Annotated in this window: 22 protein-coding genes; 11 read left to right on the top strand and 11 right to left on the bottom strand. The window is 53.4% G+C overall.

Annotated elements, in window-relative coordinates; translation table 11 throughout:
• Positions 1–160 precede the first annotated feature (160 nt).
• The 9 genes from CMR03_RS21115 to CMR03_RS21075 form a co-directional block, all read right to left on the bottom strand.
• Positions 161–1,411: a valine--pyruvate transaminase gene (locus tag CMR03_RS21115; protein ID WP_096012574.1), complete on the bottom strand. Its 1,251-nt coding sequence runs from the start codon at positions 1,409–1,411 to the stop codon at positions 161–163.
• Positions 1,412–1,492: 81 nt separating this feature from the next.
• Positions 1,493–2,467 carry a glyoxylate/hydroxypyruvate reductase GhrB gene (gene ghrB, locus CMR03_RS21110; RefSeq protein WP_063877819.1) on the bottom strand — a complete coding sequence of 325 codons (975 nt, stop codon included), beginning with the start codon at positions 2,465–2,467 and terminating at the stop codon, positions 1,493–1,495.
• Positions 2,468–2,538: 71 nt separating this feature from the next.
• Positions 2,539–3,819: an MFS transporter gene (locus CMR03_RS21105; protein ID WP_096012573.1), complete on the bottom strand. Its 1,281-nt coding sequence runs from the start codon at positions 3,817–3,819 to the stop codon at positions 2,539–2,541.
• Positions 3,820–3,852: 33 nt separating this feature from the next.
• The gene (locus CMR03_RS21100) at positions 3,853–4,806 is read right to left on the bottom strand and encodes a sugar kinase (protein ID WP_096012572.1); all 954 of its coding nucleotides are present in this window, start codon (positions 4,804–4,806) and stop codon (positions 3,853–3,855) included.
• Between the two features lie 9 nt (positions 4,807–4,815).
• The gene (locus tag CMR03_RS21095; protein ID WP_096012571.1) at positions 4,816–5,565 is read right to left on the bottom strand and encodes a sugar phosphate isomerase/epimerase family protein; all 750 of its coding nucleotides are present in this window, start codon (positions 5,563–5,565) and stop codon (positions 4,816–4,818) included.
• 138 nt (positions 5,566–5,703) lie between these two features.
• Positions 5,704–6,729 (bottom strand): LacI family DNA-binding transcriptional regulator, encoded by a 1,026-nt coding sequence (locus tag CMR03_RS21090; protein WP_063877815.1) that lies wholly within the window; start codon positions 6,727–6,729, stop codon positions 5,704–5,706.
• A 68-nt stretch (positions 6,730–6,797) separates the two neighbouring features.
• A complete protein-coding gene (locus tag CMR03_RS21085; protein WP_096012570.1) occupies positions 6,798–7,781 on the bottom strand; it encodes a LacI family DNA-binding transcriptional regulator in 984 nt (327 codons plus the stop codon).
• 160 nt (positions 7,782–7,941) lie between these two features.
• Complete coding sequence (locus CMR03_RS21080; protein ID WP_063877813.1) at positions 7,942–8,604, bottom strand: OmpA family lipoprotein; 663 nt, start codon at positions 8,602–8,604, stop codon at positions 7,942–7,944.
• Positions 8,605–8,720: 116 nt separating this feature from the next.
• Positions 8,721–9,281, bottom strand: a complete 561-nt coding sequence (locus CMR03_RS21075; RefSeq protein WP_063877812.1) for a DNA-3-methyladenine glycosylase I — start codon at positions 9,279–9,281, stop codon at positions 8,721–8,723.
• A 210-nt stretch (positions 9,282–9,491) separates the two neighbouring features.
• Here CMR03_RS21075 and CMR03_RS21070 point away from each other — a divergent pair, with 210 nt between their 5' ends.
• The 4 genes from CMR03_RS21070 (at position 9,492) to CMR03_RS21055 (ending at position 12,893) form a co-directional block, all read left to right on the top strand.
• Positions 9,492–10,097 (top strand): hypothetical protein, encoded by a 606-nt coding sequence (locus CMR03_RS21070; RefSeq protein WP_096012569.1) that lies wholly within the window; start codon positions 9,492–9,494, stop codon positions 10,095–10,097.
• Between the two features lie 173 nt (positions 10,098–10,270).
• Entirely contained in the window at positions 10,271–10,807 is a 537-nt protein-coding gene (gene dnaT, locus CMR03_RS21065; RefSeq protein ID WP_096012568.1) for a primosomal protein DnaT, read from the top strand.
• Complete coding sequence (gene dnaC / locus CMR03_RS21060; RefSeq protein ID WP_096012567.1) at positions 10,807–11,547, top strand: replicative helicase loader DnaC; 741 nt, start codon at positions 10,807–10,809, stop codon at positions 11,545–11,547. Before dnaT ends, dnaC begins: the two co-directional genes overlap by 1 nt.
• A 212-nt stretch (positions 11,548–11,759) precedes the next feature.
• Entirely contained in the window at positions 11,760–12,893 is a 1,134-nt protein-coding gene (locus CMR03_RS21055) for an ROK family protein (protein WP_096012566.1), read from the top strand.
• On the opposite strand, the gene CMR03_RS21050 is transcribed toward CMR03_RS21055, so the two are convergent.
• On the bottom strand, positions 12,890–13,855 hold the full coding sequence (locus CMR03_RS21050) for a LacI family DNA-binding transcriptional regulator (RefSeq protein ID WP_096012587.1): 966 nt from the start codon (positions 13,853–13,855) through the stop codon (positions 12,890–12,892). The genes CMR03_RS21055 and CMR03_RS21050 overlap by 4 nt on opposite strands.
• Before the next feature lie 289 nt (positions 13,856–14,144).
• On the opposite strand from CMR03_RS21050, the gene CMR03_RS21045 reads away from it, so the two are divergent.
• The 7 genes from CMR03_RS21045 to CMR03_RS21010 all read left to right on the top strand — a co-directional run bounded on the left by CMR03_RS21045 (position 14,145) and on the right by CMR03_RS21010 (position 21,934).
• On the top strand, positions 14,145–14,459 hold the full coding sequence (locus CMR03_RS21045) for a PTS sugar transporter subunit IIB (protein ID WP_063877807.1): 315 nt from the start codon (positions 14,145–14,147) through the stop codon (positions 14,457–14,459).
• Between the two features lie 12 nt (positions 14,460–14,471).
• The gene (locus CMR03_RS21040) at positions 14,472–15,809 is read left to right on the top strand and encodes a PTS sugar transporter subunit IIC (RefSeq protein ID WP_096012565.1); all 1,338 of its coding nucleotides are present in this window, start codon (positions 14,472–14,474) and stop codon (positions 15,807–15,809) included.
• A 12-nt stretch (positions 15,810–15,821) separates the two neighbouring features.
• A complete protein-coding gene (locus CMR03_RS21035) occupies positions 15,822–17,204 on the top strand; it encodes a glycoside hydrolase family 1 protein (RefSeq protein WP_096012564.1) in 1,383 nt (460 codons plus the stop codon).
• Positions 17,205–17,215: 11 nt separating this feature from the next.
• Entirely contained in the window at positions 17,216–17,521 is a 306-nt protein-coding gene (locus CMR03_RS21030) for a PTS lactose/cellobiose transporter subunit IIA (protein WP_063877804.1), read from the top strand.
• 184 nt (positions 17,522–17,705) lie between these two features.
• Positions 17,706–19,085: a carbohydrate porin gene (locus CMR03_RS21025; RefSeq protein WP_096012586.1), complete on the top strand. Its 1,380-nt coding sequence runs from the start codon at positions 17,706–17,708 to the stop codon at positions 19,083–19,085.
• 725 nt (positions 19,086–19,810) lie between these two features.
• A complete protein-coding gene (gene tcuC / locus CMR03_RS21015) occupies positions 19,811–21,112 on the top strand; it encodes an MFS transporter (RefSeq protein ID WP_096012585.1) in 1,302 nt (433 codons plus the stop codon).
• A gap of 15 nt (positions 21,113–21,127) precedes the next feature.
• Complete coding sequence (locus CMR03_RS21010; protein ID WP_096012562.1) at positions 21,128–21,934, top strand: substrate-binding domain-containing protein; 807 nt, start codon at positions 21,128–21,130, stop codon at positions 21,932–21,934.
• Here CMR03_RS21010 and psrA read toward each other — a convergent pair.
• Complete coding sequence (gene psrA / locus CMR03_RS21005) at positions 21,909–22,808, bottom strand: L-proline-binding transcription factor PsrA (RefSeq protein ID WP_096012561.1); 900 nt, start codon at positions 22,806–22,808, stop codon at positions 21,909–21,911. The two genes, CMR03_RS21010 and psrA, sit on opposite strands and share 26 nt — an antisense overlap.
• Between the last annotated feature and the right edge of the window lie 35 nt (positions 22,809–22,843).

Genomic DNA, 22,843 nt, shown 5'->3' with positions numbered 1-22,843 from the left:
GCTCGTCTCAGGCCACAACAGCCATGAGCCCAACCGCGTTGACCGATAATGCAAAAATAGTCGTCTACTGCCCGGCAACACCAGGTTGAGGCAGCGTCACGTTAAAGCACAGGTTAGCCATGGGCACACGGCGGCCTTTTATGATGATGCAGCCGCAAAATCAGCTGTCGCGCCAGGCGTTTTCCACTTCTTCTGCAAGAATCTGTACCGCTTTTTCAATATTTTCAGCATCCGGCACATAGTTCATACGCATGCACTGATGTGTGTGCGGCCAGTCATGTTCCAGCCCAGGGAAGAAAAAGTGTCCGGGTACCATCAGCACACCTCGCGCCTTAAGTCGTTGATACAGCAACTCCGTACTGATCGGCAAATCGCGAAACCACAGCCAGAGGAAAATTGCCCCTTCGGGTTTATGTATCAGGCAGCGATCCGCAGTTAAGTAACGACGAATAATGGCGATCGTCTGCCTAACCTTGTCCTGATAGAAAGGCTTGATCACCGCTTCAGACAGTCGCAGCAAATCGCCACGCTGGATCATTTCACAGGCGATGGCCGGGCCAATACTGCCTGGTGCCAGGCTGATAATGCCGTTCATGTTGCCAATCGCCGCAATGGTGCTTTCATCAGCGATGATAATGCCGCAGCGTGCGCCAGGCAGACCGAGCTTGGACAGACTCATGCAAAGAATGATATTGGGATTCCACAGAGGCCGGACATCGCTAAAAATAATGCCCGGAAACGGCACACCATAAGCATTGTCGATCAGTAGCGGAACCTCATGCTGCTGCGCCAGCGCATCCAACTGCAGCAGCTCATCATCAGTAATCACATTGCCGGTGGGATTCGTTGGGCGTGAGACACAAATCAGGCCGACGTCGTCATTCATAGGTAAATGTTCAAAATCGACGTGATACTTGAACTGTCCTTCCGGCAACAACTCAATATTCGGTTTAGCCGAAATAAACAGGTCCTCATCCAGGCCCGCATCGGCATAACCCAGGTATTCTGGTGCCAGTGGGAACAGCACACGTTTTTTGCTGCCGTCACTGCGGCGTCCCGCAAACAGATTAAACAGATAGAAAAACGCGCTCTGGCTACCATTGGTCAGGGCGATATTCTGTGCAGTGATGGACCAGCCAGGCTGCTCGCGCAGCATCGCCGCCAGCGCATCCAGCAGCACCGCTTTACCGCGTGGGCCATCGTAATTGCACAGGGCCTCACTCAGCTTGCCCTCATCATGCATATGCTGCAGCAACTGCTGAAAATAGTCGTTCATTGCCGGGATCTGCGCAGGATTGCCGCCGCCGAGCATGATAGTGCCAGGCGTACGTAAGCCTGCGCCCATGTCTTCCATCAGACGTGAGATGCCAGAATGCTGAGTAAATTTGTCGCCGAACTGAGAAAAGGCCATAACGGTTAAAAATTTGTAATAAAGAATGGGTGAACCACCATAACGCCCGCTCCCGGCGGGCGCAATGGAAAGCCGTAGGGATTACGTCAGCACATGCGGATTAACGCAGTTTTTTTCTACCTTGCCGTTCAGCGCTGCGATCAGATTTTCTACCGCATCCTGCATCATCCCGTATCGGGTTTCATGGGTTGCTGAACCAATGTGCGGCAGCGTCACCACATTCGGCAACGACAGCAGTGGCGAGTCAGTGGGTAAGGGCTCTTTCTCGAACACATCCAGTCCGGCGGCACGAATAGTACCGTCCTGCAGGGCGGCAATCAGCGCCTTTTCATCCACCACCGGGCCACGACCGGCATTGATCAGTATGGCATCAGGCTTCATCAGCTTTAACTGTTCCGCGCCAATCAAATGGTGGGTTTCTTCGGTCAGCGGCAGACTGATGCAGACAAAGTCGCTCTGTTTTAGCAGCGTTTCCAATTCACAGCGTTGCGCCGCGAACTGTGATTCGGCCTGCTCATGCTGGCGGCGAGCCTGGTAGATAATTTTCATGCCAAAACCGAAATGCGCCCGCTGGGCCAGCGCCATTCCAATGCGGCCCATCCCAAGGATTCCCAAGGTTTTATGGTGCACATCGGTGCCAAAGCGATCCGGGCCAATGCCTTTTTGCCAGTTACCCGCCTTTACCCAGGCATCCAGTTCCGGAATGCGTCGTGCGCTGCTGAGGACCAGCGCCATAATGGTATCAGCGACTGTTTCTGTCAGCACCGTTGGCGTATGCATTAGCACCACGCCACGTTGATTTAGCGCATCTACATCAAAGTTGTCATAGCCCACAGAAACGCTGGAACAGGCCCGTAGCTTAGGCATTTTTGCCAGCAGCGCCTCATTGACTTTACCGCCCGAGCCTAATAATCCTTCGGCCTGTTGCAGCGCCTTTTCATGCTGCTGCTGGCTTTCTGGCGACAGATCGTCGATTTCGGTCACCGTGGCATGTTCTGCAAGGCGCGCACGCAGATCGTCAGGCAATTTTTTATAGAGAATGACGGCGGGTTTCATCAGATAGCTCCCTGTAAATGAATGACGGGCAACGCTAAGGTCGCCCGGAGAAGGTGCTAACGCTTACGCTTTCAGGCCGGTTTCGCCCCGTGAAGCGGCGGCGTCTTATTCTGTGCGGGTTTGACGATAAGCGTCAGTACCACTGACAGCAGTAACGCGCCGCCCATAAAGATATAGGAGGCAGAAGGACTGCCGGTCACACCATTCAGATAACCCACAATCCAGGAACCGATAAAGGAACCCAGCGCGCCCATACTGTTAATCAATGCCATTGCACCACCCGCGACATTACGCGGCAACATTTCCGGAATAATGGCAAAGAACGGTCCATATGGCGCGTACATCGCCGCCCCCGCAATCACCAGTAATGTATAGGATAGCCAGAAATTGCCGGAGCCGACCAGATACGAGCCCAGGAACGCCAGTGCACCAATCAGCAACAGTGGCCAGACAAACAGCTTACGGTTTTGCGTTTTGTCTGAGGCCCAGGAAACCAGCACCATCGCAATGGTGGCCGCCAGATAAGGTACGGCTGACAGCCAGCCGGCTTCAACCATGCCCATTTGAGTGCCATTACGCAAAATTGAAGGCAACCACAGTACGAAACCGTAAACGCCAATGCTCCAGGCAAAATATTGCAAACAGAGAATGATGACATTGCGGTTGCGGAAGGCTTCGCCGTAGTTGCGTACCGCCTTAATACTTTCCTGCTCTTTTTGCAGCTCAGCCTGCAGCGCGGCTTTTTCTGCATCACTCATCCAGCGCGCCTGCGACGGTTTGTCCTGCACTAAGAACCACCAGGCCACGGCCCAGATAACCGCGGGAATGCCTTCAAAAATGAACATTTCCCGCCAGCCGAAGGCCTCGATTAAATAACCGGACACCACTGACATCCACAATACCGTGACCGGATTGCCCAGGATCAGAAAGGTATTGGCCCGCGAGCGTTCAGATTTAGTAAACCAGTTACTGATATAAATCAGCATGGCGGGCATCACGGCGGCTTCGACAACGCCAAGAACAAAACGAATGGCCGCAAGCATGGGAATGTTACTGACGATACCGGTCAGTGAAGCACAGCCGCCCCACAGAATCAGGCACCAGAAAATCAGTTTTTTTACACTGCGGCGTTCGGCATAAATTGCCCCAGGGATCTGGAAAAAGAAATATCCCAGAAAGAACAGGGCGCCCAGTAATGATGACATGCCTTTCGTGATGCCCAAATCGTCATTAATGCCCGCTGCCGACGCAAAACTAAAATTTGCACGGTCAAGGTAGGCAAGGCTGTAAGTAATAAACACGATGGGCATGATGAACCACCAGCGTTTTGGCGCGATAGTCTGCGTTTTCATCGGAAACTCCTCTGTCTGTGTTTGCGGGCTGGGCTACGCATCGCCTAACTGCTGACGTGTCGGCAAACCTTCGCTATCGCCAATAACCTGAATCGCCAGTGAACCTATTTTGTTACCCCGGCGAATCGCCTGTACCAGTGGCTTCCCTTCCAGCAACGCACTCACCACACCCACGGCAAAACCATCTCCCGCCCCCACAGTATCAACGACGTTATCGACTTTCATCGCCTCAACCTGGCCCTGCTCACCGCTGGCCGTTTTGTACCAGGCACCGTCACAACCGGTTTTAATGATGACCGCTTTCACGCCCTTATCGAGATAAAAATCGGCGATATCCTGCGGCTGACGATAGCCGGTTAAGATATAGCCCTCTTTTTCTCCAGGCAGTACCCAGTCCGCGTATTCCGCTAACAGATTGAGTTGCTTGCGCATTTCATCTTCGCTGCGCCACAACACAGGTCGCAGATTGGGGTCAAACGAAATAGTTTTGCCTCGTGCCCGCATCTCTTTAGCCGCATGCTTTGTCAGCGCAAGCGAGCTGTCTGAAATCGCCGCCGCCACGCCGCTAAGATGCAAATGGCGCGCGGAACCGAAATAGTCGTGGTCAAAATCCTTTGGCGACAGATGACTGGCAGCGGAGCCTTTACGGAAGTACTCCACCCGCGGATCTGAACCGTCATCGACTTTGGATTTAAGCTGGAAACCGGTGGGATAGTGCGAGTCGACGATCACCTGGCGGTGGTCAATATTTTCCTTGTCCAGCACCTGACAGATAAAGCGACCAAAGGCGTCCTGCCCAATGCGGCTTACCCAGCCCACTTTCAGGCCAAGGCGCGCCAGACCGATTGCCACATTCAGTTCAGCGCCAGCGGCGCGCTTAACAAAGGTTTCTACAGCAGCCAAATCGCCCGTTTCACGGGCGACAAACATGGCCATGGCCTCACCGATGGTGATCACATCAAGCGTGCCGTTTGGATGGGTTGTCATATGTACTCCTCAGACGTTACGCAGCAGCGTCACATAATGGCGCGTAACCGCAATCAAATCGTTGCCTTCCAGCGGAAACTCAATGCCGCGAGGCGCTGTTGCAGGTAACCGGTGTAACAGGCTTTGCCAGCCAGGCGGAGCGTCATCCAGCGCTATCGCGCGGTAGCTGGTTCCCTGCGGCGCCGCCGCTTTGACATGCACGTAACCCACATGGCCCGCCAGCAGGTCCGCCGCCTGACGCGGGTCTTCATCCGTCCAGTACCAGTTGCCCATATCAAACGTCATGCCGATCGGCAGCGCCGCCTCCTGGGCAGCGTTGAAGAAACGCAACATGGGCTGCTGCTTACCAAAGCGCGTTTGATCATTTTCTACGGTGAGGGGAATGCCATATTCCGTCATAAGCTTACGCAGCATTTCGCTGTACAGCGCACCTGTGAAGTTTCCCAGCGCCACTTTCAACCGTTGTGCATTGAGCTGAAGTGCTTCGCTAAAGTAGCTTTTCAACAGTGGGTTTAGCCTGCCGTCCTCGCTGAACAAGGTGTCGGGCACCGAATAACTGACGCGTAACTGGTGCTGCCGCGCCGCCTGCGCCAGCGCGGGTAAATGCGTTAGCGTGGTGTCATCACACAGTTCACGGCGGATTTCCACACCGTCGGCACCGGCCTGCTGGATAATGGGCAAAAGCGCTAACTGCCCGCCCAGTGCAGCAACCTGTTGATGACCATAAGCAGCGGTCACGACGATGATTTCGGGCTTCATTACGGGCTCCTGATGTGAAAATCGGCATTTGCGTTACAAAAACGTTAAATGGAACCGGTTCCAAAGCAAAGTGGCAAAACGCGAAATTATGATCGTGCTCACGAAGTGAGCACGTAATCGAAAGGAAGAGTCTGAAAATCAGCGCAGGCGTTGGCTGGAACCGCGAACAATCAGTTCGCCCGAGAAAACCTGTTCGCAAGGGGGATGATCGTGACCGTCGATACGGGAAATTAGACGCTCAAGCGCGTGATAACCGATTTGCCAGGTCGGCTGCTTTAAGGTGGTAATACCCACCCCGGCCAATGCAGCCCACTCAAGCTCGTCAAATCCCAGCAGACCAATGTCGCTGCCCCAGTGCAGCGCAAGGCGCTGGAGGGAGCGGGCCACCTGCAGGGTTAGCGCGCCATTGGCAACCATTACCGCACAGCGTTTTCCCGCATGGCGCTGATGAAAGTCGCGCAGGACGTTATCCATCAGCTCCGGTTGGTGCAGCGCGACCTCGGCGTTCTCATGGACGATCGCGGGATGCGCAGCCAAACGCTGGCGAAACGCCTGTAGCCGTTCCCGACGCGTATTCACGCTTCCAAGCGGTTCACTGAGAAACAGCAGTGACTCATAGCCGTTATCAATAAGATGGCCAGTGGCCGTTTCTGCCGCTTCGGCATTATTCAGCCCGACAACATCGCACGGGAAATCAGGGATTTTTCGATCGATCAGTACCATGGGCAGCAACGACTGTTGTAACCGGCTCAGGACCTTTTCATGCATGCCAACCGCATTGACCACAATGCCTTCAACCTGATAGCTGCTCAGCAACTGCAGGTAATGTTGCTCCAGATCGACTTCGTTATTGGTATTACACATCAGCAATGTAAAGCCACATTCGCGGCAGGCGGCTTCAATGCCGCACATCACGTCCACAGAATAGGGATTCGTAATATCGGCGATGATCAGGCCAATCAGTCGGGTACGCCCGCGTTTCAGGCCACGCGCCATCTGACTTGGCCGATAGTTAAGATCGCTAATCGCCTGCTCGATGCGCGCTTTTAAATCGGCAGAGAGCAAATGTTGCTCGCCGTTTAAATAGCGTGAGACGCTGGTTTTACCGGTTTTTGCCGCGTGAGCAACATCGCTGATCGTGGCGCGAGACGGCCTGGTTTTCATAAAGTCTTCCGCAAATTAAGCATCCGGCGAGACTACCACAGGCATACAACATGGCAAAAAAGATAGCGTCATTGGGGAAGTTGCAGCCAGGGTTGCCACAGTACCTGCAGTTGCGCCAACGGCGCGCCTTCCAGCAGGCGCATTATCATCGTCGCTACCTGCTCCCCTCTCTGCTGCTCGCTGGCCTGGCGAATGGCGATAATCGGGTAATCGATAATGGCATCAGCCGGTAGCCCGTCCCACGCAATTAAGGTGATGGCGTCTTTACCCTGCAGGCGACCCGCCTGCTGCAATGCCATTAGCGCGCCTTCCGCCAGCGCACTGCAATCGGTGATAATTGCCTCAGGTTGCAGCCCTTGCGCCAGCCAGTCTGTAATTTGTTGATAACCCGCCCGACGCGACGGTTCAACCACGGCGGTGGCATAAGGTGGCACGGAATCCAGCGCATTCAGATAACCCTGGCGGCGATCGCGCACAAACGTGCAGGTCTCGTTGCCACCGAGCCAGGCGATACGTTGCATGCCAAGCGCCAGACAGTGCTTCACGGCCAGAACCGAACCGGCGGCATTGTCGACGTCAAACCAGGCATGATCCTGCTGTGCATCACTCCGTCCCAGCGTCAGAAAATTAAAACCTTTCTGCTGCAGGCTGAGCAGGCGCTCGTCATGAGGTGAGGTGTGCGTAACGACGATCGCATCGACCGCCCGGCTGCGCAGCATGCGAATCAGTGAACGCTGCCCGTCATGCGGTTTATCGGTTAATAACAGGAGATCGATATCGTAGTGAGAAAGACGCTGATCGAGCGCCACTAATATCTTGTTAAAGTGCGTGTCGCTGAGTGGCGGAGCGCTCATCGGATAAACCAGTCCTACCGCGTTGGCACGTCCGGTTTTTAAACGTCGGGCGGCAACATTGGGACGGTAGCCGCGTCGCTGTGCTTCTTCTTCCACACGCTGGCGTGTTTGTTTGGCCACATCCTCATAACCGTTGAGTGCACGGCTCACTGTGGTAACGGAGAGACCTAATACTGACGCAATGGCTTTCAGTGACATGATGCGTTATCCATTGTTCAATTTGAATCATTCTGGCATAAAGCGTTGACAGGCACCGTGCGCAGGTTCCCAACTGGAACCCTTGCCAATTTTATTACCGAAAATTGTCGAAAAAATGACAGCGAGCCGTATTTCGCCCCCGGAGACGGGGGCGGGATAATCAATTCAACGGACTGAGCGTAATTTCAACGCGGCGGTTCTGCGCTTTACCGGCTTCAGTACTGTTAGTGGCAATCGGGCTGTCTGGCCCTGCGCCCTGAGTATGCAAACGATTCTCTGCGACACCCTGAACGATCAGGGCGCTGGCAACGCTTTCGGCACGCTGCTGCGACAGACGCATGTTCAACGCACGCGAGCCGGTACTGTCAGTATGTCCCACAACATTGACGGCCGTTTTGGGATACTCTTTCAGCACCATTGCCACACCGGTCAGTGTATTGGCCCCCGCCGGTTTCAGGCTGCTGCTGCTGGAATCAAAGGTCACATTGTTCGGCATGTTCAGCACGATGTTATCGCCCTGACGGGTCACACTAACGCCGGTTCCTTTCATTTTGTCGCGCAGCTTCGCTTCCTGGACATCCATGTAATAACCCACGCCGCCGCCTAATGCCGCGCCGCTGGCCGCACCAATTAATGCCCCTTTACCGCGATCTTTCTTCGAGGAAGAAAGTACGCCAACGCCTGCGCCCACTAATGCGCCAAGGCCTGCACCTACACCGGATTTACCGGCCTGAGATTCGCCAGTGTAAGGATTGGTGGTACAACCCGATATCACCAGGCTACCGCTTAACAACAGGGTGAGAGCAATTAACTTTTTCTGCATTATTTATCCCTTACGTTCATCACAACGAGGCATCTTATCCCCTAAGTGGTACTGATTATGCCGCGCAAAAGTGAGGAAAATCCTGAGACAATGTCTTATTTTGTAAAGGATCGGCGTTAAATGTTGTCAGGATGGCAAAAACAGTTGGTTTGATGATCGTTAATCAGGCCGCAGGCCTGCATAAATGAATAACAAATTGTCGGGCCGATGAATTTAAAACCACGTGTTTTGAGTGCTTTTGAAAGCGCAATGGCCTGCGCGGAGGTTGTCGGGCTCTGTTTATAGTCGGCGAAGTGATGGACAATGGGCTGATTATCGACGAACTGCCAGACAAAACGGGCAAAATCCTCGCCTTCTGCTTCCATTGCCAACATGGCTCGGGCATTTGCAATAATCGCCGCGATTTTGCCTGGATGACGGATAATGCCGCTGTTCTGCATAAGCTGCGCGATATCCTGCTCATCCATCAACGCAATGGCCTGCGGATCAAACTGGTGAAACGCGGCGCGGTAATTTTGGCGTTTTTTCAGCACGGTAATCCAGGACAACCCCGCCTGCTGGCCTTCCAGGCACAACATTTCAAACAGCGCCTGTTTATCTCTCTGCGCGATGCCCCACTCCTTGTCATGGTAGGCCAGATAGACAGGATCTTGCGTTACCCAGCCACATCGTTGCATTGCATTAGTCCTTATATAGCGCGCTATTTTGATTTCCCCGATAGTAGAGGCAATCCCTGACGTTTTGAACCCTAAGCCGCGTAATTTGCGAGGCCGCTTCGGCTATCAACGCAGGTTATGTTGTTCGCTGAATCGATCACGCATAAAAAGCGAAGGCAGGTGCGACGAATAAAAATATAATGATAACGATAGTCATTTTCAGGTAACTCCATGCGTAACGATGTAATCCTTATTGGCCGTGAGCTCACGGTATTTCTTTTTACTTCCCTGTTTATCACCTTAATGATCGGCCCCCTCTATGTGGATGTGGTCTGGATGGATAATGCGCTGCATGAAGCGTCTTTTACCGAAACCGTGCAGGAATTGTTATTGGTCAGTCTTGCCGCGCTGTTTTTTATTGCCGCTCGTCATCGGCCCGAACAACGGGGTGGTTTAACCTTAATTGCCGGTTTTTACAGTTGTATGCTTATCCGTGAACTGGATTTTTTCTTCGATCTCATCCGTCATGGTAGCTGGGTGTGGTTTGCGCTGGCGATTGCGCTGGGCAGTTTAGCGGTAGCCATGCGAACACCTAAGCAAACCATCAGCGCGCTGGCGGATCTGCTGAATCACAATCGCTGGCCCGTCATGGCGGCCGGATTGATGATTGTGCTGGTTTTCTCCCGGCTGTTTGGTATGAACGCGCTGTGGGAGCACCTGATGCCCGATCACTATAATCGAGGCGTCAAAAATATGGCTGAAGAAGGCGTTGAACTGCTGGGTTACAGCCTGTGCTGGCTGGCCGGGCTTCGCTATCTGTGGCAAACCCGGCGCTAAGCGCGTCAGGTAAACACTGCCACGTCAACCCAACGGTTGTGCTAACGCATTAAGTTGGGTTGCTATCCACAACGCTTTTTCAGCGATCCTGCGCGTTAAAAAAGGTACAATATGCGCTTCTGCACCGGGTTATTTTATCCGGTGTTCGGTGTAAGTTAACCGCAGGTCTTTTCATGTCAGTCAAAATCTTAACGTCAACGCTTATTGGTCTTGAGGCTTTCCGTCAGGATCCACTCAGCGCCTTGCAGCAGGCTGAAGACGGCACGCTGGCGGTGCTGGAAAATTACACGCCCGTGATGTACGCCATCACGCCAGTACGTCTGGCACGGCTGCTGGCACTTGAGGCAGCCTCTCAGCAACCCACTGATGTGGCGCTGGATGACAGCCTGTATGACGATGTTTCTGCTACGCTGCATACGCCGGTGGGTAAATTCGCCATGTATGATGGCTGGCAACCGGACGCTGACTTTACGCGTCAGGCGGCCATCTGGGGCGTGGCGCTAAGCGAGCCGGTCACGGCGGCCGAACTGGCTGCCTTTGTGGCTTACTGGCAGGCCGAAGGCCGTCTGTTTCATCATGTGCAGTGGCAGCAGAAACTGGCGCGCAGCCTGCAGATGAACCGCGCCGCGAATGGCGGACAGCCCAGACGTGATATTACGCAGTTGCCGAATCCTGACAGCACAATTCCTGATGGTTTCCGGGGTGAATAATGAAAACGCTGAACGATCTGTTTAACCGTCTGAAACGGATGATGCCCGCGGGCACTCGCCCAAAGTTCACCAATGGTGAAGAGTTACTGGCCTGGAATCAGGAACAGGGCCGCCTGCGCTCAGAATCCATTGTGCGTGAGAACCGCGCCATGAAAATGCAGCGCATCATGGGCCGTTCTGGTATTCGCGAGTTACACATCAATTGCTCGTTCGATAACTATCGGGTTGAAAACGAAGGCCAGCGCAAAGCCCTGGAACTTGCTCGCCAGTACGCGGCAGAATTTGACGGCAGTATTGCCAGCTTCGTTTTCTCAGGCCGTCCCGGTACCGGTAAAAATCACCTGGCGGCAGCCATTGGTAACGACCTGATTTTACGGGGTAAGAGCGTGCTCATCGTCACGGTAGCTGACCTGATGTCGAGCATGAAAGGCACCTTTAGCGGCAGCAGCGGAATCACGGAAGAGCGACTGATTCAGGATCTCAGCAGCGTTGATTTGCTGGTGATCGATGAGATCGGTATGCAAAGTGAATCGCGCTACGAGAAAGTGATTATTAACCAGATCGTGGACCGCCGTTCATCCTCAAAACGCCCCACAGGTATGCTCTCTAACCTTGATCACGCCGGTATGAATGCGTTGCTGGGTGAGCGCGTTATGGATCGTATGCGCCTGGGCAACAGTTTGTGGGTTCGCTTTGACTGGGAAAGCTATCGCAGCCGCGTTCGCGGTGATGAATACTGATATGTGCTGCCCGCTAAGGCGGGCCAGCACGTTATCCTGCCATTACACAATCGTGTGGCCTGGCACCCATTTCTGACTTAATTCCCCCGTCCAGATGCTATTGCCGTTTGGCAGCCTATCTGCCCAATGCTAAGTTTTGATTAGACATCAAACTAATAAGACTTCATCGTTGGTAGGTCCGCTACCGATTTTCACATCTGGGGTAAGCCGCCATGAAAGTAACTGGCAAAGGGCCTGCATTAATGCGGCTGAATAACCAAAAGCGGGTGATGGCACAACTGCGTCAGCTGCGTATCACGTCGCGTCAGGATCTGGCACACATACTGGCAATCAGTAAAAATACCGTGTCGCAGATTATTGATGACCTGCTGGAACAGGATTTAGTGCAGGAGCTGGGAAAGGCCAGCGTCTCTGCGGCGGGCCGCCCTAAAATTCATATCACCCTGCGCCCGGAAAAGCTGGTCAGCGCCGGCATCATGGTGGAAAAGAACCTGATTCACTGGCAGGTGTGTGATTATTTTTCCCAGACGATTGCTGAGCAAACCCTGCGTACAGATACCAGCAGGCCGGGGCCGCTGTTGGCCGAGGTGGCCGCCTTATGTGACAAACTTACCGAGGAGTGGCCGGGTCTGTTAGGCATCGGACTGGGTTTTCCTGGCGTCGTTGATCCCAGGCGGGGCTGGATGCATTTATCCACCCATTTGGGCTGGCAGGACGTTGACCTGGCGAGCAACCTACGCAAACAGGTTCAGTTGCCGATTCGCATTATGAATAACGTCAGAGCGGCTGCCCTGCTGTCTGTACAACAACTCAAATTGCCCGCCGAGAGCGGGCATTTTTATTTACGTATCGCTGAAGGCATTGGCGGTGCGCTGGTACAGCACGGTGTCGTTTTCACGGGCAACAGTTGGACCGCAGGTGAAGCCGGTCACCTTACCGTGCAACCTAATGGCCCTCGCTGTAGCTGCAACCGTCAGGGTTGTCTGGAAGCCATGATCAGCAAACCCGCCATTAATCAGCAACTGGCTCAGCGTCAGCCGGGATTGACCTGGCAAAGCCGTGACAGCGCACCTAACGTGGTGAACGAAGTCATGCAACTGGCGGGCAACTATCTGGGCATCGCGCTCAGCCAGATCATGTTGTTACTGAATCCCGCCAATATCATTATTGATTGCCCCTGGAGCATCAGTCCGACATTTTGCCAGGCCGTACTCAATCAGACGCAGGCAAACAAACTGGCGTTTATTGCCGCCCATACTCAGGTGCATTTCCTGACCTCACATCTTGCGCCGGCAACAGGACTGGCGCTGGCAATCATTGAGCAGATGGAGCAACGTATGGATTAACGGTGCTCGCGCTGGCGAAAATCGGGAATAATCAGGTCACCCCGCATCACATAGGCGTTCAGCACGCTTCGCGTCTGTTCAGTCAGTGCCTTCACGATGCGCGCAGCCATGGCGTCCATTGAATACTCAATCGCCGGAATGGTTGGGATGCCGGGCAAATTCAGCGATCCAGCCAGGCTAAAAACCATAATATCGGTGGGAACCTGTTTGTTGAATGCCTGCAGCTGTGGAATGACTTTTTGGGCCTGCTGTTCATCCGCCACCAGCAATGCGCTAAAGTTCAGCGTGGACGCGTTATTCAACAACTCCTGTAGGGCGACCGAGGAGGATGTGGAGTCCATAAACACCAGGTTACGGTTAAAAGGCAGAAAGTTTTTTTCCAGGGCGTGCTTATAGCCCAGCAGCACCTGCTCGGAAAAACCCATTCCGTCAGGATGGATCAGGGCGATCTGGCGGCGATTCTGGCTTATCAGATAGTGACAGGCGGTTTCAGCAGCGAAAGCGTGATCGAACTGGATACTGCTCACGTCATCCCCTGTTTCCAGACAATCCACCAGAATCACGTTTTTTTGCTGAAGATTGAGCGGGAAACGAGCGCCGATAATCAATACATCATCACACAAGCCACAGGTCAGCTCATTCAGACAGTGCATCACTTCTGATTTGCTGTTCGCGAAACGGAGCAACAGGTGTTTTTGGTGCTGACTAAGATGTTTTTCCAGCGCATAAAGATAACCGGTCGTCTGGTTAATATTGTCCTGCGCGCAAATTACGCCAATACAACCGGTGGACTGGCTCAGCAATGACTGAGCGATCACGTTTGGACGATAATTCAGTTCATCCACCGCTTTTAATACTGCGACGCGGCTGGCTTCTTTTACGCCGCGTGACCCACTCAACACGCGTGACACCGTGGCTTTTGACACACCAGCCAGACGCGATACATCGTTGATAGTAGACATCATTTTCCCCTAAAAGAACCCACAGGATCCCTGAATTACTGACTAACGCTGCGGCTCAAATTATCACCATTGGCAGTATAGCGTTTTCATTTTTTTGTGGAAACCGATTTTCCATCTCTTCTCAATCTTCGACAAAAATCCCCAATTACGTGATCTGAATCGTAATAAAACACCTCGTTTCCTTAAGATCATGACGCCTGTCACAGTTCCTTTTGCGACAAATGGAAACCGGTTTCCGTATCGTATCAAATCATATCCGTCCACGTTTTCATTTAAAGGAGCGTTACTCATGATCAGGATTATGTTGTGTTGTTCAGCGGGCATGTCCACCAGCCTGCTGGTACGTAAAATGGTAGAGGTTGCGGAACAGCGTGGTCTCAGTGTGCAGATCGATGCCTGGGGCGTTTCAGAATTTGATACGCAGTTTCCACACTATCAGGTTGTCCTGCTCGGCCCACAAGTAAAGTACATGTTAGCCATGCTCTCTGAAAAAGCTGCCACCCACGGCATTCCTGTCCGGGCTATTGATATGACGGATTACGGCATGCAACGCGGTGACAAGGTGCTGGATTACGCTCTGTCGCTTATTGAAGCGGCACACTAGAAAGGTGTCATTATGAGTTCGTTATATCAGTCGATGGTGACGGTAATTGAACAGTCCATTACGCCACTCGCCGGAAAGTTAGGTCAGCAAAAGTATGTGATAGCGATTCGTGACGGCTTTACGGCGGCACTGCCGTTTATGATTATCGGGTCGTTTATGTTGGTATTTATCTTTCCGCCATTTTCAGCGGACACCACTAACAGCGTTGCCCGTGCGTGGCTCGACTTTTCCATCACCTATCGCCAACAGCTGATGCTGCCATTTAATCTCAGCATGGGCGTTATGACCTTTTTCATCTCGGTCGGGATTGGTGCCAGCCTGGGCCGTCAGTTTAACCTTGATCCCATCATGTCGGGTTTGCTGGCGTTTATGGCGTTTTTACTGGTGGCCGCGCCCTATGCGGATGAAAAGATCTCAACCCAGTATCTTTCCGGTCAGGGGATTTTTACTGCCTTGATTACCGCCATTTACGCCACCCGGGTTTATGCCTGGCTAAAGCAAAATAATGTCACTATCCGACTGCCCAAAGAAGTGCCCACCGGCGTGGCCCGCTCCTTTGAGATTCTGATCCCAGTCCTGGTGATTATCGCAACGTTACATCCGCTCAACCTGTTTATCGAAGCGCAAACCGGCATGATTATGCCGCAGGCCATCATGCATTTACTGGAGCCGCTGGTCTCTGCTTCGGACTCCTTGCCCGCCATTTTACTTTCCGTACTGCTCTGTCAGATATTCTGGTTTGCCGGTATTCACGGTGCCCTGATCGTCACCGGCATTATGAACCCCTTTTGGATGGCTAACCTGTCTGCTAACCAGGCAGCCCTGGCCGCCGGTGCCGCCCTGCCGCATGTTTACCTGCAGGGCTTTTGGGATCACTACCTGCTGATTGGCGGCGTGGGTTCCACCTTACCCTTGGCCTTCCTCCTGCTGCGTAGCCGGGTGCTGCATCTGCGCACCATCGGTAAAATGGGCGTGGTACCCAGCTTTTTTAATATCAATGAACCGATCCTGTTTGGTGCCCCGGTCATTATGAATCCACTGCTGTTTATCCCCTTCGTGTGCGTTCCGATGATTAACGCCGTGCTGGCGTACACCGCGACAAAACTCGGCTGGATCGCTCAGGTGGTTTCGCTCACGCCCTGGACCACACCCGCCCCGATTGGTGCATCCTGGGCAGCCAACTGGGCGCTCAGCCCGCTGGTAATGTGCCTTGTTTGTATGCTGATGTCGGCGCTGATGTACCTACCCTTCCTGCGAGCCTATGAACGCAGTCTGATTAAGGCTGAAGAGAAAAAAATCAAGGATGCCGCGCCAGCAGGCCATCCCGAGCACGGTCATCCACACGCTTAAGGAGCCAGTGACATGAACTACCGTTTTCCTGAAAATTTCTGGTGGGGCAGCGCCAGTTCGGCGTTGCAAACCGAAGGTGACAGCCTGAATGGCGGTAAAAGCCCGACCACCTGGGATCGCTGGTTTGCACGGCAACCCCACCGTTTCCATCAGGGCATTGGCCCGCAGAACACCTCTGGCTTTTACCAGCACTGGCAGCACGATATCGCGTTACTGAAGCAGTTAGGACACAACAGCTTTCGTACGTCGCTGAGCTGGGCGCGCCTGATGCCTGACGGCACCGACACAGTGAATCCCGAAGCCGTGGATTTTTATAACAAGGTGATCGATGCGTTACTGGCGCAGGGCATTACGCCCTTTATCACCCTGTTTCATTTCGATATGCCGTTGGCCATGCAGGAAAAAGGCGGCTGGGAGAACCGTGAAGTGGTGGAAGCGTTTAGCCGCTACGCCCAGCGCTGTTTCGACCTGTTCGGTGACAGGGTGAAGCACTGGTTTACCTTTAACGAGCCGATTGTGCCGGTCGAAGGTGGCTATCTGTATGATTTTCACTACCCGAACGTGGTGGATTTCAGACGCGCCGCGACCGTGGCCTGGCACACTGTGCTGGCTCACGCGCTGGCGGTGCGGGCCTGGCGTAACGGCGGTTATGACGGCGAGATTGGCGTAGTGCTGAATCTCACGCCGTCCTATCCGCGCTCGGCGAATCCGGCAGATGTACAAGCCGCGCATCATGCAGACCTGCTGTTTAACCGCAGCTTTTTAGATCCGGTTCTTAAGGGCGAATACCCAATGGATCTGATGAGTTTACTGAGTCAGTACCATCAGCTTCCGCGCTGCCAGCCCGGGGACCGCGAAGTCATGGCCGATGGCATCATCGACCTGCTGGGCGTTAACTATTATCAGCCGCGCCGTGTTAAGTGTCGGGATAGCGCCGTCAATCCTGATGCACCTTTTATGCCGGAATGGTTATTCGATCATTACGAAATGCCAGGACGAAAAATGAATCCATACCGCGGATGGGAAATTTACGCGCCCGGTATTTACGATATTCTGACCAACCTACGCGTTAATTATGGGAATCCACGCTGTTTTATTTCTGAAAATGGCATGGGCGTAGAGAATGAACAGCGTTTTATCCAGAACGGTGAAATACTGGATGATTATCGTATCGAATTTGTTTCCGAACATCTCAAATGGCTCCATAAAGGCATTAGCGAAGGCTGTAACTGCCTGGGTTATCATATGTGGACATTTATCGATAACTGGTCATGGCTGAACGGCTATAAAAACCGTTACGGTTTTGTGCAGTTAGATTTGGCAACGCAAAAACGTACGATTAAAAAGAGCGGCAAATGGTTTGCTGAGGTTGCCGCAAATAACGGTTTTAATTGAGAGCAGCGATTATGATTGAACTTGAAGAGGCCGTAATGACGATCATCGTCAATGCAGGACATGCCCGCAGCCTGTGTTTCGAAGCCCTGCAGGCGGCAAGAAAGGGTAACGTCGACGAGGCCAAAGATCGACTAAGGGAAGCCGATGACTATTCTCGTCTGGCTCATCAAATGCAAACCCGATTAATTGAGCAGGACGCTGGCGAAGGGCGACAGCCTATGACGTTAATTATGGTTCATGCTCAGGATCATTTAATGACGTCGTTACTGGCGCGTGAACTCTCAGAAGAAATTATTCATCTCTATCAACGGCAATAAAAATATATATCACAGGAGAAAAACGGAAAAATAAGCGTCCTCTGGAAAATACCATAATATAAAAATCAACTTGTTCTGGTGATCAATTAACCGGTGCAGGATGGTTATTGTCTGTTCATTAACACACGCCGTTATTCGGGTTGAACATAATCAACCTGAAGGACGCTGTGCAAACGAGACAACCATGAATATTATTCGAAACCTTCCATTACCTCTGGCGGTGGTCGCCGTGCTGTGCCCTGCTGTGAGCGCAGCACAGGAATTTACGCAGGAACAAATCGACGCCATCGTCGCCAAAGCCGTCGATAAAGCCCTGGCAGAACGTCAGGCAAAGAGGGATGCGGCAGTGGCGAAGACAACGGATGAGGTGACCGAACCACAAAGTCCGGTTCAGTCACCGGACCGGGCTATTCCGTTTGGGGTGACGTTCAGCGGCTACGCACGCTACGGTGCGCATTACCAAAGCGGCGATCAGAAATATGTTGGCGTGGACGGCTCTTACAACGGGGCCTCCGGTATCGGTCGTCTGGGCAACGAAGGCAACGGTGGCGAGTTCCAGCTCTCCAAAGCATTTAAGAGCCAAAGTGGTGCCCTCTGGGACGTCAATGTGATGATCGATCACTGGGGCGATGAAGTTAACCTGAAAAAAGCCTATGCCGGCGTCACCAATGTGCTGGCATCAAATCCTGACGCCTATCTCTGGGCCGGACGGGACTTTCATCAGCGTCCACAGCAGAACATCAATGATTATTTCTGGATGAACCATGATGGTCAGGGCGCGGGGGTAAAAAACTTCGACGTGGGCGGGATAAAATTTGACGTTGCTGCTGTTGCTGCCGTGGAATCCTGTAGCCCTGAAGTGCTCAGCGACGAGTCCAATCCGTCGCGCATCACCTGTACGGGCGGTTCGGGTACCGGGGATAAAGGCAACTACGCCGCGACGTCTAAAATTCACGGCATGAAGCTGGGCGCACTGGATCTGGAGATCTACGCTAATTACGGTTTCGACTCCAAAGCGGTGGACAGTGACGATCGCCTGAAAGCCTGGCAGGGCGCGTTTGTGCTGAGCCACACCAACGACCACGGCGTGAATAAAGTGATTACCCGCTACTCTGACAACTCGGATAACAGCGTTTTCAGCAAAACCGAGGGCCTTCGCACTGTCTACACCAGCTTTGAAGGTAAGCATCAGTTTACCCAGCAGGCACAGGTGGAGTATTTGCTGGGTTATCACGATTACGACAACCGTCGACTGAAAAGCGACAATCGGAAAAACTACGCCGCGATTGTTCGCCCGATGTATTTCTGGAATGACGTCCATTCAACCTGGCTGGAAGCCGGTTATCAGCGCGTAAACTATGATGAAGGCGGCAGTAACAATGGCTGGAAATTGACCCTGTCGCAAAACATCGCCATTGATATGGGACCGGAGTTCCGCCCCATGCTGCGCTTCTATGTCACCGGCGGCAAAGTCGACGATGCGCGCACCGCGCGCGTGAATGGCCGTGAAAACGACATCCAGGACGACTTCAATCTGGGTGCAATGTGGGAAGCCTGGTTCTGAGGACAGGCGATAAGCCTTATGACCCCGTTCTCACGAATGACAGGCACAGAAGTTTATCAGCAACGTTGATAAACCCCCCCGTTCGGGCGTTTCTGCCGTATGCCCGATCGGCTTTTATGTCGTCAGGATCACGCTTGCTGTCACGCCCTGCTGTCTCAACGGTATCCCTGCTGTTTCACATCATGACCTCAGATAAGAAATGTACCCTGATGGCTATCAGCAACAACGTCATCGGTTCAGGCTATTCAGGACAGCGAAGCCGGGGATGTCGACATACGGGGATTTTCTCGCCTGTGTGGTCAGGGCTGGGCAGAACGTTGATAGCGCGAGGCACCGTGGAAACGGCGCTTTTTCAGCCGCGCTGATCGCCTGGCTAGCGGCGCTGGCACGTCTTACTGCTCTCCCTTTTTTGCGGCCATTAAGCCCTGAGCGCCCGCATCGACTGATATAGCCTTACAAACGCTTTACGCTGTGCTTTCTGATTCAAATACCCGTATGAACCCTGTCACAAAACGCGCATTAAGTTTCCCGGCCCTGATCTGTAAGCGCTTATCTCGCCATCTTGTTAAAGGCTTGTTGCGCATAGCCTCAGGTAATTGTTAACTGCCATTGATGCACAGCGCGCATTAGTCGATGAGTTTATTGCGCTTATTTACTTTATTTACCTGATCCAGTCTTCAGCAACAGACGCGGCAAAAAGCGTCAACGATAAACTGGAGATACCGATGCATTCCTCGACTTCACCGATGACCACCCGCGCCAGAGCCGGCGCAATATTACGCGTTACCTCGGGCAACTTTCTGGAACAGTTCGACTTTTTTCTGTTTGGGTTCTATGCCACCTATATCGCCCACACTTTCTTTCCGGCGAGCAGTGAATTTGCCTCGCTGATGATGACCTTCGCCGTCTTCGGCGCGGGCTTTCTGATGCGTCCTGTCGGCGCAGTGGTGCTGGGCGCCTACATTGATAAGGTCGGCAGACGTAAAGGCCTGATCGTCACCCTGTCGATTATGGCGGCAGGTACTTTTCTGATCGTCCTGATTCCGTCTTATCAAAGCATTGGGCTTTGGGCACCGATGCTGGTGTTAATCGGCCGCCTGCTGCAGGGTTTCTCCGCTGGAGCGGAGTTGGGTGGCGTTTCTGTGTATCTGGCTGAGATCGCCACGCCGGGGCGCAAAGGTTTTTATACCAGCTGGCAGTCAGGTAGCCAGCAGGTGGCCATTATGGTCGCCGCCGCGATGGGCTTTGCCCTGAACGCCGTGCTGGAAGAGAGCGCGATTCGTGAATGGGGCTGGCGGATTCCGTTTCTGTTTGGCTGCATGATTGTGCCTTTCATTTTCTTCCTGCGCCGCAAGCTGGAAGAAACCCAGGAGTTCAACGCCCGCCGTCATCATCTGGCGATGCGCGACGTGTTTAAAACCCTGCTGGCCAACTGGCAGGTTGTGATTGCAGGCATGCTGATGGTGGCCATGACCACCACAGCGTTTTATCTGATCACCGTTTATGCGCCGACCTTCGGCAAGAAAGTGCTGATGCTCAGCGCCTCCGATAGCCTGTTAGTCACGCTGCTGGTTGCCATCTCTAACTTCCTCTGGTTACCGGTTGGCGGGGCGCTGTCTGACCGTTTCGGACGTAAACCTGTACTGGTTACCATGACGCTGATCGCGCTGGCGACCGCCTACCCTGCCCTGTCGATGCTGGCTGCTGCACCCAGCTTTTCCATGATGCTCACCGTTCTGCTGTGGCTGTCATTTATCTATGGTCTGTATAACGGCGCGATGATTCCGGCACTGACTGAAATCATGCCAGCGGAAGTTCGGGTGGCGGGCTTTTCACTGGCCTACAGCCTGGCAACCGCCGTCTTTGGCGGCTTTACGCCGGTGATTTCAACCGCATTGATTGAGTACACAGGCGATAAAGCCTCCCCGGGTTACTGGATGAGCTTTGCTGCCGTCTGCGCCTTACTGGCAACGCTGTATCTGTACCGTCGCAGCACTGTAAATCTTCAAACCGCCGTTAAACACTAAGTCAGGGATTACATAATGAAAATAATTTACCGTTCACTCCTTGCCACGCTGGTCCTTTCCTCCGTCAGCACCGGTTTGCTGGCAAAAGAGGTGACCGTGATGATTTCTGGCGGCTTTAAAGCCGCACTGGAAAAACTCACACCGCAGTTTGAAGCTAAAAGTGGCGACAACATTATTCTGGTGTCCGGGCCGTCGATGGGTAAAACACCGCAGGCGATTCCCAACCGTCTGGCGCGCGGGGAAAAAGCCGATGTGGTGATTATGGTCGGCGATGCGCTTAGTCAGCTGGAAAAAGGTAAGTGGATAAAACCGGACTCCCGCGTTGAGCTGGCTGACTCGCCGATCGGGATTGTCGTGAAGAAAGGCGACGCTAAACCCAATATCAAAACGGATGCCGATCTGCGTAAAACCCTGTTAAATGCGAAGTCAATTGCCTACTCAGACAGCGCCAGCGGTCAGTACGTTAGCAGCCAGTTGTTTAAAAAGTTAGGCATTGAAGACAAGGTGAAAGGCAAAGCGCACGAGGTGGAACGCATCCCGGTAGCGTCTGAAGTGGCAAAAGGCCACTATGCGCTGGGCTTCCAGCAGGTCAGTGAACTCCTGCCCGTGCCGGGCGTGACCTTTGTAGGTGAACTGCCTGAGGACGTGCAGTACATCACCCGGTTTGCCGGCGCGGTTCCTGCCAAAGCAGACCATCCTGAGGAAGGCAAAGCGTTACTGGATTTCCTGGCGTCTGCCCCGGCTCAGGAAGTCATCCATGCCACGGGTTTGCACTCGGTCAACGCGCAGCAACCCGTTAAGCAGAGTGATACTGTTCAGTAATCAGTTTTTCCAGCTCTGCAGCGATATAAGACTGTATGCGTCCACGGCGCCTGATCAGGCCAACGGTGCGTTTCACGACCGGATCGGTAAGCGGCAGGTGAACCAGCACCGAATGGCCTGATGACGGCATCGACATCGCGGGAACGGCAGCAATGCCGATTCCCGCTTCGACCATGCCCAGCATCGTTGTTACATGCCGGGTTTCGCAGATGCTCGGGCGCGCCGGAACAACATGGCCCAGTGCGGAATCCAGTAGATTTCGATTGCCAGAGGTCTTATCCAGCCCGACATAATCCTGCTGGTAAAACTCCTGCCACGTCAGGCTTTTGCGGTTAGCAAGGGGATGATCGTGTCGGCACGCCACGACGTAAACATCCTCCACCAGCGGTAAAAACTCAGTATTGGGCGGCGGGTTGCCCGAGAAGCAAATGCCAAAATCTGCCTGACCACTGGTGACAGCTTCAATAACGTTGCCTGCGCTACTGTCAATAATCTTGACCCGCACCCGAGGATAGCGCACCTGAAAGCGGCGAATCACATCCGGCATAAAGTAATAGGCGGCGGAAGGCACCGTGGCAACCGTCACCAGTCCGGTTCTGTCCTGGCTGACTTTACTGATATCCGCCATCACTTCTTCAAAATTGGTCAGCAGTTGCTCTGAACGCGCGGCGAACGTCTGGCCATAAAGCGTCAGCGTGACCCGGCGGGTGGTCCTGTCAAACAGCTTTATCCCCAACGCCGTTTCCAGCTTCTCAATCCTGCGGCTCAGCGCCGACTGGGACAGGCAGATGGATTCCGCGGCGATACGGAAATTGCCATATTCAACCAGGGCGCGAAACGCATACAGATCGTTGAGATCGAAATTGACGGGCATGTGGGCTGGCGTTCCTTTCAACAATGATGTGGCAG

Origin of the sequence: Pantoea allii (genome assembly GCF_002307475.1) — a bacterium.
Lineage (GTDB): Bacteria > Pseudomonadota > Gammaproteobacteria > Enterobacterales > Enterobacteriaceae > Pantoea > Pantoea allii.
The sequence above is the reverse complement of the archived record's forward strand: the minus strand, read 5'-3'. Positions and strand labels throughout refer to the sequence as shown.